Genomic DNA, 14,996 nt, shown 5'->3' with positions numbered 1-14,996 from the left:
CAGTGGGGGAAATTAGGGATTAATTTTCTGTCATAAAGTACAGGATGAGCATAAATCACTCATCCTGCCTCAACGTGGTTAAGCGTGTTTCACTTCACCAATTGGCAAAACAGTACGGCCATATTGTTCATTCAGAACTTCTGCCATTGCCAGATAGAAAGCACTCGCACCGCAGATAACGCCTTCAAAACCGGCGAAGATCAAAATGTTGGCATTACCAGTGATATTGCCAATGGCCAGCAATGCGAACAACAGCGTCAGGCTGCCAAACACAAATTGCAGGACACGGTTAGCTTTCAACGTACCAAAGAACATAAATAGCGTGAAAATTCCCCATAGGGCGAGATAAACGCCAAGGAACTCCTGGCTAGTCGCGTCAGCCAAGCCCATTTTCGGCAGGAAAAGCAACGCGATGAGGCTCAACCAGAACAGACCATAAGAGGTAAATGCGGTTGCAGCGAAAGTATTTCCTTTTTTGTACTCAAAGATGCCAGCCAGCACCTGAGCCAAACCACCATAAAAAATTCCCATACTCAAAATAGCTGATGCCAATGGGAAAAAACCTGCATTATGCAGATTCAACAAAATGGTTGTCATGCCAAAACCCATTAAACCCAGTGGGCCTGGGTTAGCCAACTGATTAGAATGCATAATTCCCCTAAAAATACAAATAAAACAAAATATTAGAAAAGTTATCGTGGTGCTTTCCAGCACCAAGAAACCACAAAAGGCGGCGAATCATAATGTGATGACATCAACTACACAATGGCCTTCGAAAAATTTTTTTATTAAATCTCAATTTTTTTTCAATTTCCCCCTTGATGCTGAAATGAATGACCCCATCTAAGTCTCAACTACAGTTACTAGTGAATATTTCAGCACTGGCTGAAAAACAAATGAGGAATTTCTGGCATACAGAGCCATTGAAAAGCAAACATTCGTCCTCATATAGCCTAGTAACTTGACCGAATATATGAATTCTTTGTGGAGGCGTTTAGATGGGTAAAATCATTGGTATCGACTTGGGAACTACCAACTCTTGTGTAGCAATTATGGACGGCACAACCACGCGTGTGCTTGAAAACAGCGAAGGTGACCGTACTACACCTTCCATCATCGCATATACTCAGGATGGTGAAACTCTGGTTGGTCAACCAGCTAAACGTCAAGCTGTTACTAACCCGCAAAACACGCTGTTTGCTATTAAGCGCTTGATTGGCCGTCGTTTTCAGGATGAAGAAGTACAGCGTGATGAATCTATCATGCCATACAAAATCATGGCTGCGGATAACGGCGATGCGTGGCTGGAAGTGAAAGGCCAAAAAATAGCACCACCTCAGGTCTCTGCTGAGGTTCTGAAAAAAATGAAGAAAACAGCGGAAGATTACTTGGGTGAACCCGTAACCGAAGCTGTTATCACCGTTCCTGCCTACTTCAACGATGCACAACGCCAGGCAACGAAAGATGCGGGCCGTATCGCCGGTCTGGAAGTTAAGCGTATCATCAACGAACCAACGGCGGCTGCTCTGGCTTACGGTTTGGACAGAGAAGTGGGCAACCGCACCATCGCGGTTTATGACTTGGGTGGTGGTACTTTCGATATCTCCATCATCGAGATCGATGAAGTTGATGGCGAAAAAACGTATGAAGTTCTGGCAACCAATGGGGATACCCACTTGGGTGGTGAAGACTTCGACAGCCGCATGATCAACTATCTGGTTGACGAGTTTAAGAAAGAACAAGGCATCGACCTGCGTAATGACCCACTGGCAATGCAGCGTCTGAAAGAAGCCGCAGAAAAAGCGAAAATCGAACTTTCTTCTGCACAACAGACTGACGTAAACCTGCCCTACATCACCGCCGATGCGACCGGTCCTAAGCACATGAACATCAAAGTGACTCGTGCAAAACTGGAATCGCTGGTTGAAGATCTGGTTAAGCGTTCAATCGAGCCACTGAAAGTTGCACTGAACGATGCAGGCCTGTCTGTATCTGACATCAACGATGTGATTCTGGTGGGTGGTCAGACTCGTATGCCAATGGTACAGAAAGCCGTTGCCGATTTCTTCGGCAAAGAGCCACGTAAAGACGTGAACCCAGACGAAGCCGTTGCAATCGGTGCCGCAGTTCAGGGCGGTGTATTGGCAGGTGACGTGAAAGACGTTCTGCTGCTGGACGTTACGCCACTGTCCCTGGGTATTGAAACCATGGGCGGCGTGATGACTTCCCTGATTTCTAAGAACACCACTATCCCAACTAAACATAGTCAAGTGTTCTCTACAGCGGAAGATAACCAATCTGCGGTGACTATCCACGTACTTCAGGGTGAGCGTAAACGTGCCGGCGATAACAAATCTCTGGGTCAGTTTAACCTTGATGGCATTCAGCCAGCGCAACGCGGAACGCCACAGATCGAAGTCACTTTCGATATCGATGCTGACGGCATCCTGCATGTTTCTGCAAAAGACAAAAACTCTGGCCGTGAGCAGAACATCACCATCAAGGCCTCTTCTGGTCTGAACGAAGAAGAGATCCAACAGATGGTACGTGATGCAGAAGCAAACGCAGAAGCTGACCGTAAGTTTGAAGAGCTGGTTCAGATCCGTAACCAGGCCGACCAACTGATCCACGGTACTCGTAAACAAGTTGAAGAAGCTGGCGACAAACTGACTGCAGACGACAAAGCAGCCATCGAGAAAGCAACGTCTGAACTGGAAACTGCGGCAAAAGGCGAAGACAAAGCTGAAATCGAAGCGAAGATCCAAGCCCTGGTTGAAGCCTCCAAGAAACTGTTGGAAATTGCCCAACAGCAAGCCCAGGCTGGTGCTGCCGATGCTGGCGCAAGCAACGCGAAGAAAGAAGACGACGTTGTAGACGCTGAATTCGAAGAAGTGAAAGACAAAAAATAATAGCCCTTAGCGGGCAAAGTAACAGGGCGCCTGTTACTTGTTAACTGGCACGGGCGTTGAGGTAACTCTACGCCCGTGCGTGCGTGTTAAGGGTAGACAATACAATGGCAAAAAAAGATTATTACGAAGTTTTGGGCGTTTCCAAAACCGCAGACGAAAAAGAGATCAAAAAAGCCTATAAACGGCTGGCAATGAAACATCACCCTGACCGCAACCAGGGTGATAAAGAATCAGAAAGTAAATTCAAAGAAATTAAAGAAGCGTATGAGATCCTGACAGATCCTCAGAAACGTGCCGCTTATGATCAATATGGTCACGCTGCCTTTGAACAAGGCGGTATGGGTGGCGGTGCCGGCGGTTTCGGTGGCGGAGCTGACTTTAGCGATATCTTTGGTGACGTTTTCGGAGATATTTTCGGTGGTGGCCGTCGTCAGCAGCGTCCTAGCCGTGGTTCAGACCTGCGTTACAGCATGGAATTAACTTTGGAAGAAGCTGTCCGGGGTGTGACCAAAGAGATCCGCATTCCAACACTGGAATCTTGTGAGAGCTGCCATGGCAGTGGTGCAAAAGCGGGCACCAGCCCAGAAACGTGCTCAACCTGTCACGGTGCAGGCCAAGTACATATGCGTCAGGGTTTCTTCACCGTTCAGCAGCCTTGCCCTCATTGTCATGGCCGCGGCAAAATCATCAAAGAGCCTTGCGGTAAATGTCATGGACATGGCCGGGTTGAGAAATATAAAACCCTGTCCGTTAAAATTCCGTCGGGCGTTGATACTGGCGATCGCATTCGCCTGAGCGGTGAAGGTGAAGCGGGTGAACACGGAGCACCGGCCGGCGATTTGTACGTTCAGGTTCAGGTCAAAACGCACCATATCTTTGAGCGCGATGGCAGCAATCTTTACTGCGAAGTGCCGATCAACTTCGCAACCGCAGCACTGGGTGGCGAAATTGAAGTCCCAACCCTTGATGGTCGCGTCAGCCTGAAAATCCCTGCGGAAACCCAGACAGGCAAGCTGTTCCGCATGAAAGGTAAAGGGGTTAAATCCGTCCGTGGCGGTGTTCAGGGCGACTTACTGTGCCGTGTCGTTGTAGAAACACCGGTTAAGTTGAATGAAGAACAAAAAGAGCTGATGCGTAAACTGGGTGAATCTTTTGGTGGAAAAAGCGGTGAAACCAATAGCCCTCGCTCCAAGAGTTTCCTTGATGGCGTGAAGAAATTTTTTGATGATCTGACTAAGTAATTTAATACTTTTGTGAGATCTCTCATAAATCCCGCCTGATTATCAATAACTAAAAAGATAATCAGGCGGGATTTATCATTTTAATAAAGCACTATCCTAACTTCGTCCCAATCACCCCAGCTACAATCACAACACAAGCCAATAATCGCATTTTGTTAAACGGTTCTCGCAAGATGACGACAGACAATAACATCGCAAATAACACGCTGGTTTCTCGCAATGCGGCAACCAGCACGATAGGGGCATAACTCATCGCCCAAATCACGATGCCATAACTGAGTAATTGCATCAGCCCGCCCAGCAATCCCTTCTTCCAGTATTGGAGCAACTTCCTTCCGGCCGTGCTCCAATATTTGAAATACATAATCACACCCATGCTCCAGCCATTAATCGCAAACAGCCATAAGATATAGGTCAAGGTATGATCACTGGCACGGGAGCCTGCACCATCAGATAAGGTATAACCTGCGGTAAATACAGATGTTGTGATTGCTGCAATTAACGTTTTGCGATCCAGGTGAAGAGAATTTTTCCCTTGTGGAACAGCAATTAACAGAATCCCCACAATAATCAACCCCACTCCCAGCATAGCGAAAGGCGGCAACGTTTCCTGCAAAATTATCCAACTCAATAAAGCGGTAATGAGTGGCGCACAGCCTCTGGCAATGGGGTACACTTGCCCCAAATCTCCCGTAGCATAAGAACGGCTTAAAAACAGGCAATAAGCCGTGTGTAAAACCGCCGATAAGATTAGCCACGGCAAAGAGGATAATGTCGGCAATCCGACCCAAATTAACCCCAAGGTTGCGATAATTCCGGCAAAAAAGACAATAATTGAAATACCTAAAAATCGATCTGCGCTAATCTTAACTAAAGCATTCCAACTGGCATGTAGCAAAGCAGCGCCAAGGACAAACAGGAAAAGTAACGTTGTCATGGGGTATTTTTACTCATATCGTTAGCACAAATAATGATTAAAATTGACTCTGTTATACAGTGTAATTTATCAATATTTCAAAAAACATTATTACATTATATTACAATTCGAATATGCCGATCTATCCAGCACCAATAATCTGCTTTTTCCGATACCATAATTATCATAACATCCATGACCTTGATCAATTTCATAGGTTAATTTATTTATGACTGCAATTATTCGCCAATTCCTGAAGTTAGAGGCTGCCGGGGGACTTCTGCTCATTCTTGCAGCCATTATTGCGCTGGTTATGGCGAATACGCCATTGCAAGGTATTTATCATCAATTCCTCAATCTTCCTGTTGCGGTGCAATTCGCAGCATTAGAAATTAACAAGCCATTATTACTCTGGATAAATGATGGGTTAATGGCGGTGTTTTTTCTCATTGTCGGTCTGGAAGTCAAGCGGGAACTCATGGAAGGCTCGCTTGCTGGTCGTGACAAAGCCATTTTTCCCGCCATTGCCGCGCTTGGGGGGATGTTGGTTCCTGCGCTAATCTATCTGGTGTTTAATGGCGACAACGAGGTTACACGACAAGGTTGGGCGATTCCCTGCGCAACAGATATCGCTTTTGCCTTAGGGGTCATGGCATTATTGGGGAAACGCGTTCCTACGGCATTAAAAGTATTCTTACTTGCGCTGGCGATTATTGATGACTTAGGTGTGATCATCATTATCGCTTTGTTCTATACCAAAACAGTATCTTTAGCCGCATTAAGCCTGGCCGCCATCATGGTGATGCTGCTGGCCTGGATGAATTGGAAAGGAATAGCTAAAACGTCCGCCTACCTGATGGTCGGCGGGGTTTTATGGGTGTGTATCTTGAAATCTGGTATCCATGCCACATTGGCTGGCGTGATTGTCGGGTTTTTGATCCCCCTTCGGGATGAAAAAGGCGAATCCCCTTCTGAAACCCTGGAGCATGAATTGCATTCGTGGGTCGCTTATTTAATTTTGCCCCTGTTTGCGTTTGCCAATGCGGGTATTGCATTACACGGTGTCACATTCGATGGCTTAACCAGCATCTTGCCTACAGGTATTGCACTTGGCCTGTTTATTGGCAAGCCAGTGGGCATTTTCCTGTTTAGCTGGGGTGCCGTAAAACTGGGCATGGCCAAGTTGCCAGAAAAAATTGGCATGAGACAAATTTTCGCGGTTTCTGTGCTGTGTGGGATCGGTTTTACTATGTCTATTTTTATCTCTGGTCTGGCATTTGAAGGGCTGGGTGAAGCATTCAGTACCTACTCTCGTCTGGGAATATTGATTGGTTCAACCACGGCGGCCATCATGGGATATGGATTATTGAATAAGCTATTACCGAAGAAAAAAGGATAGCCAAACGCACATGAATAGACTAATTTAAGCACAAAATTAGCAGCAAATTCCGAAGTAATTCATCCTCTTAATATTCGCGGTATAGCACTTTTACCGGTTGTAGCCCGAATATTTCACACCAATAAAAAATAGGAGCACGCCATTAATCTGGCGACCTGAAATGTATGGTCACGGCTGTTGTACAGATGTGAGGCAATACACAAGGATAAATATATGCGGGTTTCACATTTAAATTTTAACCATCTCTATTATTTTTGGCATGTTTGCAAGGAAGGATCGGTTGTGGGGGCAGCGGAAGCGCTATATCTGACACCACAAACCATCACAGGGCAGATAAAAGCGTTGGAAGAGCGTCTGGGTGGGAAGTTATTTAAACGCCAGGGAAGAGGTTTAATGCCCTCAGAACTGGGGCAATTAATTTTCCGCTATGCGGATAAGATGTTTACGCTCAGCCAGGAAATGATGGACATCGTGACTTACAGCCGAGAATCAAACTTGCTGTTTGACGTAGGTGTCGCTGACGCGCTGTCCAAACGTTTAGTGAGTAAAGTGCTGGAAACAACTGTTGTGGAACACGAAAAAATCCACTTGCGTTGTTTTGAATCGACACATGAAATGCTGCTTGAACAACTTAGCCAACATAAGCTGGATATGATCCTGTCTGATTGCCCGGTTGACTCTTCCCAACAAGAAGGGCTGTTTTCAGTGAAGCTAGGGGAATGCAGTATCAGTTTCTACTGCCGTCAACCCATCCCGCAAAAACCGTTTCCAGCGTGTCTGGAAGAGCGACGTTTGTTGATCCCAGGCCGCCGTTCAATGCTCGGCAGAAAGCTGCTGACATGGATACGCAATAAAAACCTTGCTGTTGAAGTGCTAGGGGAATTTGACGACGCAGCATTGATGAAAGCATTCGGTATGTATCACAATGCCATTTTCATCGCGCCCACTTTTTATGCTAATGATATCTTCGCGGATAGCGATATTGTTGAGATAGGTCGATTGGATACGGTACAGGAAGAATATTATGTCATCTTTGCAGAACGCATGATCCAACATCCGGCTGTCCAGCGTGTGTGTAACAACGATTTCTCTGCTTTATTCCGCTCGCCACCAAAAAGCCGCCCTGAAAAATTGCGTTAAGGGTACGTAAAAACCGTTGTTTCAAAATCAGCCCACGGAAATTAACAGGAACAAAAAAACCGGCTTAAAGCCGGTTTTTTTAGCATAATCAAAACCAATAATTACATTGCTTTGATTTGTGCTGCCAGAGCAGATTTATGACGTGCTGCTTTATTTTTGTGGATCAGACCTTTACAGGCGTGACGATCAACAATTGGTTGCATGTCATTGAATGCTTTCTGTGCAGCTTCTTTATCGCCAGCAGCGATAGCCGCGTATACTTTCTTGATAAAAGTGCGCACCATGGAACGACGGCTTGCATTGTGCTGACGGCGTTTCTCAGACTGTATGGCGCGTTTCTTAGCTGATTTGATATTAGCCAAGGTCCAACTCCCAAATATATTCTATCGATGACAATTCAAAGGCCGAGGAATATGCCTGTTCAACCTTCTTTTGTCAATGGATTTGTGCAAATAAACGTCGTTGTACTGCGACGCTGCTTACGTTGTGATGGTGCGGGATTTTATCAGCTTACTCAGAGGGAATATAGTCTTTCACGATAAAAAACTGAATGAATCACAGAGAAATGCGATAAATTAAATATTTTTCGGGCATCTAGCCTATTTTTATTGTATGAATCAGGTTATTAATTAAAACCCTTTGTGATCGTGGGTTAACCTTGAGCTTTGTACAAGGTATAATCCGGCAATTTCCACGGTATTGAGCCAGCTATGGAGCTAATTCGCGGTATACACAATATCCGGGCGCGTCACCATGGTTGCGTGCTGACGATTGGTAATTTTGATGGTGTCCATCGTGGGCATCAAGCCTTATTAAAACACTTGAAGCAAGAAGGGCAGCGTCTCGGATTACCGACGATGGTCATGATTTTCGAACCGCAGCCTCTGGAAGTTTTTGTGGCAGATAAAGCGCCAGCCCGCCTAACCAGGCTGAGAGATAAGATAAAGTATTTGGCCAAAAATGGCGTTGATTATCTGTTATGTGTGAAATTTGACAAACATTTTGCAGCCAACTCTCCTGCAACCTTTGTTTCCCAGTTGCTCGTTGAAAAACTGGGTGTTAAGTTTCTGGCAATAGGCGATGATTTCCGTTTTGGCAAAAATCGCCGCGGGGATTTCCACTATTTGCAGCAAGCCGGTAAACAATACCGTTTTGATGTCGCCAGCACAGACAGTTTTTGTGACAGCGGTCTTCGGATCAGCAGTACAGCTATTCGTCAGGCACTGCACGATGATGATCTGGCTTTGGCCGAAATATTATTGGGGCATCCTTACAGCATAAGTGGCCGAGTGGTTCACGGTAAGCAATTGGGGCGCACCATCGGTTTCCCTACTGCGAATTTACCATTGAAACGTTTAGTTGCGCCTGTTCAGGGCGTGTATGCTGTCGAAGTCCACGGACTGGGCGATACCCCCCTGCCGGGTGTTGCTAACATAGGTCATCGCCCCACCGTTGCAGGTCACGGCCTGCAACTTGAAGTGCATTTGATTGATACCCAAATGGATCTGTATGGGCGTCATATTGATGTCGTATTACGCAAAAAATTGCGTAGTGAACAGCGATTTGCTTCGCTTGATGCGCTTAAGCAGCAAATCGCAAAAGATGTGGTTGCTGCGAGGAACTATCTCTTACAGCGATCCGAATCATGTATTTAGCGGAAAATTGGAACTGAGAATCTATAATGAGTGACTACAAAGACACCCTGAATTTACCAGAAACAGGGTTCCCTATGCGCGGGGATTTAGCTAAGCGCGAACCAGATATGTTAAAACGTTGGTACAAAGAAGGTTTGTATCAGGCAATTAGAAAAGCAAAATCTGGCAAGAAAACGTTTATTTTGCATGATGGCCCTCCCTATGCAAACGGCGATATTCATCTTGGTCACTCAGTTAATAAAATTCTCAAAGATATTGTCATTAAGTCCAAAGGACTATCAGGTTTCGATTCGCCTTATATTCCAGGTTGGGACTGCCACGGTTTGCCTATTGAACTCAAGGTTGAGCAGATTATCGGTAAGCCAGGGGAAAAATTTTCCGCCGCTGAATTCCGTGCTGAGTGCCGCAAATATGCCATGACTCAGGTCGAAACACAGAAGGCGGGCTTCAAACGTCTGGGTGTACTGGGCGATTGGGATAAACCTTACCTGACCATGGACTTCAAAACTGAAGCTGACATCATCCGTGCACTCGGCCGTATTATCAAAAATGGGCATTTGCTGAAAGGCGTAAAACCCGTTCACTGGTGTACGGATTGCGGCTCTTCCCTCGCCGAAGCGGAAGTGGAGTATTACGATAAAACCTCCCCTTCCATCGACGTGCGCTTCACGGCCGTTGATGCCGATGCCGTGTACGCCAAATTTGGTGTACAACCACAAGGGCTGCCGGTTTCGTTAGTCATCTGGACTACCACTCCGTGGACATTGCCGGCAAACCGGGCGATTGCCTTGGGTGCGGAAATAACCTACCAGTTGGTCAAAATCCATGACGAGTGCGTCATTCTGGCGGCTGAACTGGTCGAGGGCGTGATGCAGCGCGCCGGTATCACTTCATGGCAAGTGTTAGGTGATTGCACGGGTGCCGCTCTGGAACGGGTTCGCTTTAACCATCCGTTCATGGGCTATGATGTTCCTGCTATCCTCGGTGATCACGTCACCCTCGAAGCCGGTACAGGGGCAGTCCATACCGCGGGTGGCCACGGTCCAGACGATTACGCAATCAGCTTAAAATATGGCCTTGAAATCGCCAACCCCGTTGGTCCAAATGGCTGTTTCCTCTCAGGCACTCACCCTGCTTTGGATGGACAATTTGTCTTCAAAGCTAACGACACCATCGTTGAGTTGCTAAAAGAGAAAGGGGCATTACTGAATCTGGAAAAAATCCAACACAGTTACCCTTGCTGCTGGCGCCACAAAAAACCGATCATCTTCCGTGCAACGCCGCAATGGTTCATCAGCATGGACAAAAATGGTTTGCGCGACCAATCCCTGAAAGAGATCAAAGGCGTTCAGTGGATACCCGGTTGGGGACAGGCACGTATTGAATCCATGGTCGAAAACCGTCCAGACTGGTGTATCTCTCGCCAGCGTACTTGGGGCGTGCCAATGTCTCTGTTCATTCATAAAGAGACACAAGAGCCGCATCCTCGCACTGTTGAATTGATTGAAGAAGTCGCCAAGCGCATCGAAGTCGATGGCATTCAGGCATGGTGGGATCTGGACGTAGCAGAGCTGTTAGGTGATGAAGCAGCCGATTACATCAAAGCGCCTGATACGCTGGATGTGTGGTTTGATTCAGGAAGTACCCATTCTTCGGTTGTGGATGCACGTCCAGAATTCCACGGCAATTCCGCCGATCTCTATCTGGAAGGTTCTGACCAGCACCGTGGCTGGTTCATGTCTTCATTGATGCTATCCACGGCGATTAAAGGCAAAGCCCCTTACCGCCAAGTTCTGACTCATGGTTTCACCGTTGATGAACAAGGGCGTAAAATGTCCAAATCCATCGGCAATACCATTAGTCCGCAAGATGTGATGAATAAATTGGGTGCCGATATTCTGCGGTTGTGGGTGGCCTCCACCGACTATACCGGTGAAATTGCGGTTTCTGACGAGATCTTTAAACGTTCTGCTGACGCTTACCGTCGTATCCGCAACACCGCTCGCTTCCTGCTGGCAAACCTGAACGGTTTCAACCCAGAAGAGCACAGGGTAAAAGCGGAGGATATGGTTGTTCTGGATCGCTGGGCAGTCGGTCGTGCTCAGGCAGCTCAGGCAGATATCCTCAAACACTATGAGGAATATGATTTCCACTCTGTAGTGCAACGCTTGATGCAATTCTGTTCCGTGGAAATGGGTTCGTTCTATCTGGATATCATCAAAGATCGCCAGTACACCGCAAAAAGTGACAGCATCGCTCGTCGTAGCTGCCAGACAGCACTGTTCCATATCGCAGAAGCATTGGTTCGCTGGATGGCGCCGATCCTGTCGTTTACTGCTGATGAAATTTGGCGCGAACTGCCCGGTAAACACGCTCAATATGTCTTTACCGAAGAGTGGTATGACGGGCTGTTTGGTCTGGCAGATGGCGAAGATATGAACGATACTTTCTGGGCAGATCTGCTTGCCGTACGTGGTGAAGTGAACAAGGTTATGGAGCAGGCTCGTGCCGACAAACATATCCGCAGTTCACTGGAAGCGGCAGTGACACTCTATGCCGATGAAGCCCTGGCGGAAAAACTCAACAAGTTGTCTGATGAACTGCGGTTTGTACTGCTGACTTCCCAGGTTGATGTTGCTGCTTACGCCGCCGCGGGTGAGGATGCGCTGCAAAGCGAAATTGCAGGCTTGAAAGTGGCCTTGCGCAAAGCCGATGGAGAAAAATGTCCACGTTGCTGGCACTATGCTAAAAACGTGGGGCTGGTGGCGGAACACGCAGAACTTTGCGGCCGCTGTGTCACTAACGTTGCCGGTAACGGTGAAGAGCGTAAATTTGCCTGATGAGTAAACCCATTTGTTCCACCGGACTTCGCTGGCTTTGGCTGGTTGTTGTGGTATTAATACTGGATTTGGGAAGTAAGCACTTAGTGTTGCAGCATTTCACGCTGTATGAATCCATTCCATTGATACCTTATTTCAATCTGACTTACGCCCAGAATTTAGGGGCAGCTTTCAGTTTTCTGGCTGATAAGGGTGGCTGGCAGCGTTGGTTCTTTGCCTTGGTGGCGGTTGCCATTACAGTTGTACTGCTGGTCATGATGTATCGTTCCAGCGCCAGGCAAAAACTGAGCAATATTGCCTACGCCTTAGTGGTTGGTGGGGCTTTGGGAAATTTGTTCGACAGGCTGGTACATGGCTTTGTTGTCGATTTCATCGACTTTTATGTCGGGGAGTGGCACTGGCCGACCTTTAATATTGCAGATTCTGCAATTTGCATCGGGGCGGCGCTCATTATCATAGAGAGCTTTATTAGCCCTGATGGTAAGGGCAAACAATCCGCCTCGAAAACCAGTCATTGAAAGCGTGATAAAAATCTGCCCCAGTCTTGTTAACTGGGGCGGATAATTTCATCTATACCAGTCGCCTTTCAAGATGCATCTTATCTCTCCCCGCGTAGCGGGGAGAGATAAGCACTCTCATTGGCTTGCAAACTGCAACTTGAAGTTGGATTGGTATACTTGCAATCATTTTTAATTAAAAGGTTTGAGCAACATGTCGATGCAGGTGCAAGCGCACAGTGCAGTTTTATTACATTTCACCCTAAAGCTGGATGATGGCTCTACGGCAGACTCGACTTACAGTCAAGGTAAGCCCGCCTTATTCCGCCTCGGTGATGGCAGTCTCTCAGCCCCACTGGAAGAGCAACTTCTTGGTTTAAAAGCCGGTGATAAACACCAATTTACGCTGGCTGGAGAAGCTATTTTTGGCAAATACAACCCTGACTTAGTCCAGTACTTCACGCCTCGTGATTTTTCCGGCGTCGGTATCCCAGAAGAGGGAACCATCATGTTATTTACGGCCATAAACGGCAGTGAAATGCCTGGCTTTGTCAAAGAAGTGGCTGAAGGTTCCATTACTGTTGATTTTAACCATCCGCTGGCTGAACAAATCATCACTTTTGAGATTGAAGTGTTGGAAGTTGACCCTCAGTTGGAGGAAACCCATGCAAATATTGCTGGCTAACCCGCGTGGTTTCTGCGCGGGTGTTGATCGTGCTATCAGCATCGTAGAACGCGCACTGGAATTGTACGGTGCGCCGATTTATGTTCGCCATGAAGTGGTACATAACCGTTATGTGGTTGATAACCTTAGGAAGCGGGGCGCTATTTTCATTGAAGAAATATCAGAAGTGCCTGATGGTGCTATTTTAATCTTCTCTGCACATGGTGTTTCCCAGGCCATTCGTGCAGAAGCCCGCTCCCGAAACCTAACCATGCTGTTTGATGCGACCTGCCCGCTGGTTACCAAAGTTCATATGGAAGTGGCAAGGGCAAGCCGCAAAGGCAAAGAGGCGATTTTAATCGGGCATGCCGGCCATCCCGAAGTGGAAGGCACAATGGGGCAATACAATAACCCCAACGGGGGCATGTATCTGGTGGAATCACCGGAAGATGTGTGGAAACTGCAAGTCAAGGATGAAAATAACCTCTGCTTTATGACCCAGACAACCCTTTCTGTCGATGACACCTCAGAAGTGATTGATGCGCTTAATGCAAGGTTCCCCAATATTGTCGGCCCACGCAAAGATGATATTTGCTATGCCACAACTAACCGTCAGGAAGCCGTACGTGATTTGGCATCAGGGGCAGATGTGGTTTTGGTCGTCGGTTCTAAAAACTCGTCCAACTCAAATCGTCTGGCTGAACTTGCCCAGCGCGTCGGTAAACCGGCTTATTTGATTGATTCTGCCGATGATATCCAGCAAGCGTGGGTCACAGGTATGAGCGCGGTGGGTGTCACGGCGGGGGCATCTGCGCCCGATATTCTGGTACAGCAGGTGATTGAACGCCTGAAAACTTTCGGTGCGAAAACCGTTAATGAACTGCATGGTCGAGAAGAAAACATCGTTTTCGAAGTACCAAAAGAGTTACGGGTTGAAGTGAAAGAGGTTAATTAACCCGATATATGACACCGACTTAATTCAAGTGGGTGTCCATATATCAGGTTAAATAGGTTTTCATAATAGTGAACCACCTATCACATGGTTATCTGAAAAACTCTTCTTACCCCACGCTCAAAAAAATCTCCGTATTTCTAATGAGTTGCCACCTATATTGGCAACAATGGTTACGCGTTACTGTTTCATGTAACGTGTGCCATAAGTGTTCTATCTTGTTCAGCCAGGGGGAATAGAATAGACAGGACTGAGTTTCTTTGATGCGCTTAAGGCAACGGTGGATAAAGCCAAAGCTAAGGCCTATCTAGAAGATAAATTAGGCATAAAGCTAACGCCACCTAAAGTCAATATTGAACTGAACAAGCTACTGCGGGAGTTTATTTTGCAGGGTGCCACAGATTAGTTTCAGTGTTATTGAAACTCGGTTTTTTAGTGTGCAGGATACAATTTCCAACAAAAAACCGAGTTTGCAATACCCAAAATATTCACTCAGCATATATACTTATAGCAACCATTGCTAACACACCATTTATTACTGTTGGCAGGATCTAGCACCAAGTACCCCGAATCGGTAGAAGAAAATCCCATTTTAATGTATGCCGGAATAGCGCCATCTATCGGGATGAGTTTTACTTTACCCTTTTGCCCTAATTGCTGTGATTTATTCACGGCATGTTCCATTAGACGATGTCGTCATGAGATTTTCAGCCAAAGAACAAGGCAACGGATTTGCACTGCGGCAAGAAAAGACGCGCTATTTTTTGCATAGCGAGTGGCTAT

Annotated in this window: 12 protein-coding genes and 2 pseudogenes; 9 read left to right on the top strand and 5 right to left on the bottom strand. The window is 46.7% G+C overall.

The window, feature by feature from the left end; translation table 11 throughout:
* Positions 1-78: 78 nt before the first annotated feature.
* Positions 79-651, bottom strand: coding sequence for an acetate uptake transporter (gene satP, locus Xkoz_RS14095; RefSeq protein ID WP_099142770.1), 573 nt, complete (start codon positions 649-651; stop codon positions 79-81).
* 347 nt (positions 652-998) lie between these two features.
* Between satP and dnaK the strand changes: the two genes are divergently transcribed.
* Positions 999-2,909 carry a molecular chaperone DnaK gene (dnaK, locus tag Xkoz_RS14090; protein WP_099142769.1) on the top strand — a complete coding sequence of 637 codons (1,911 nt, stop codon included), beginning with the start codon at positions 999-1,001 and terminating at the stop codon, positions 2,907-2,909.
* A gap of 104 nt (positions 2,910-3,013) precedes the next feature.
* The gene (gene dnaJ, locus Xkoz_RS14085) at positions 3,014-4,150 is read left to right on the top strand and encodes a molecular chaperone DnaJ (protein WP_099142768.1); all 1,137 of its coding nucleotides are present in this window, start codon (positions 3,014-3,016) and stop codon (positions 4,148-4,150) included.
* A gap of 91 nt (positions 4,151-4,241) precedes the next feature.
* On the opposite strand, the gene Xkoz_RS14080 is transcribed toward dnaJ, so the two are convergent.
* The gene (locus tag Xkoz_RS14080; protein WP_099142767.1) at positions 4,242-5,087 is read right to left on the bottom strand and encodes a DMT family transporter; all 846 of its coding nucleotides are present in this window, start codon (positions 5,085-5,087) and stop codon (positions 4,242-4,244) included.
* Between the two features lie 208 nt (positions 5,088-5,295).
* On the opposite strand from Xkoz_RS14080, the gene nhaA reads away from it, so the two are divergent.
* Positions 5,296-6,465 carry a Na+/H+ antiporter NhaA gene (gene nhaA / locus Xkoz_RS14075; RefSeq protein WP_099142766.1) on the top strand — a complete coding sequence of 390 codons (1,170 nt, stop codon included), beginning with the start codon at positions 5,296-5,298 and terminating at the stop codon, positions 6,463-6,465.
* A 213-nt stretch (positions 6,466-6,678) separates the two neighbouring features.
* Positions 6,679-7,605, top strand: a complete 927-nt coding sequence (nhaR, locus tag Xkoz_RS14070) for a transcriptional activator NhaR (RefSeq protein ID WP_099142765.1) — start codon at positions 6,679-6,681, stop codon at positions 7,603-7,605.
* Positions 7,606-7,706: 101 nt separating this feature from the next.
* Here the strand turns inward: nhaR and rpsT are convergent, their stop codons facing one another.
* Complete coding sequence (gene rpsT / locus Xkoz_RS14065) at positions 7,707-7,967, bottom strand: 30S ribosomal protein S20 (RefSeq protein WP_099142764.1); 261 nt, start codon at positions 7,965-7,967, stop codon at positions 7,707-7,709.
* Between the two features lie 348 nt (positions 7,968-8,315).
* On the opposite strand from rpsT, the gene ribF reads away from it, so the two are divergent.
* The 5 genes from ribF to ispH all read left to right on the top strand — a co-directional run bounded on the left by ribF (position 8,316) and on the right by ispH (position 14,216).
* Complete coding sequence (ribF, locus tag Xkoz_RS14060) at positions 8,316-9,260, top strand: bifunctional riboflavin kinase/FAD synthetase (RefSeq protein WP_099142763.1); 945 nt, start codon at positions 8,316-8,318, stop codon at positions 9,258-9,260.
* A 26-nt stretch (positions 9,261-9,286) separates the two neighbouring features.
* Positions 9,287-12,100 carry an isoleucine--tRNA ligase gene (gene ileS, locus Xkoz_RS14055; RefSeq protein WP_099142762.1) on the top strand — a complete coding sequence of 938 codons (2,814 nt, stop codon included), beginning with the start codon at positions 9,287-9,289 and terminating at the stop codon, positions 12,098-12,100.
* Positions 12,100-12,618: a signal peptidase II gene (lspA, locus tag Xkoz_RS14050; RefSeq protein ID WP_099142761.1), complete on the top strand. Its 519-nt coding sequence runs from the start codon at positions 12,100-12,102 to the stop codon at positions 12,616-12,618. The genes ileS and lspA overlap by 1 nt, the downstream gene beginning before the upstream one ends.
* A gap of 193 nt (positions 12,619-12,811) precedes the next feature.
* The gene (gene fkpB, locus Xkoz_RS14045; RefSeq protein ID WP_099142760.1) at positions 12,812-13,282 is read left to right on the top strand and encodes an FKBP-type peptidyl-prolyl cis-trans isomerase; all 471 of its coding nucleotides are present in this window, start codon (positions 12,812-12,814) and stop codon (positions 13,280-13,282) included.
* Positions 13,263-14,216: a 4-hydroxy-3-methylbut-2-enyl diphosphate reductase gene (gene ispH / locus Xkoz_RS14040; RefSeq protein WP_099142759.1), complete on the top strand. Its 954-nt coding sequence runs from the start codon at positions 13,263-13,265 to the stop codon at positions 14,214-14,216. Before fkpB ends, ispH begins: the two co-directional genes overlap by 20 nt.
* Before the next feature lie 106 nt (positions 14,217-14,322).
* Here the strand turns inward: ispH and Xkoz_RS14035 are convergent.
* Together Xkoz_RS14035 and Xkoz_RS14030 are read right to left on the bottom strand one after the other, a co-directional pair.
* A pseudogene (locus tag Xkoz_RS14035) lies at positions 14,323-14,451 on the bottom strand (IS630 family transposase); the annotation flags it as partial.
* A gap of 458 nt (positions 14,452-14,909) precedes the next feature.
* A pseudogene (locus tag Xkoz_RS14030) lies at positions 14,910-14,996 on the bottom strand (IS5/IS1182 family transposase); the annotation flags it as partial.

It is taken from the genome of Xenorhabdus kozodoii, from assembly GCF_002632875.1.
GTDB lineage: Bacteria > Pseudomonadota > Gammaproteobacteria > Enterobacterales > Enterobacteriaceae > Xenorhabdus > Xenorhabdus kozodoii.
The sequence above is the reverse complement of the archived record's forward strand: the minus strand, read 5'-3'. Positions and strand labels throughout refer to the sequence as shown.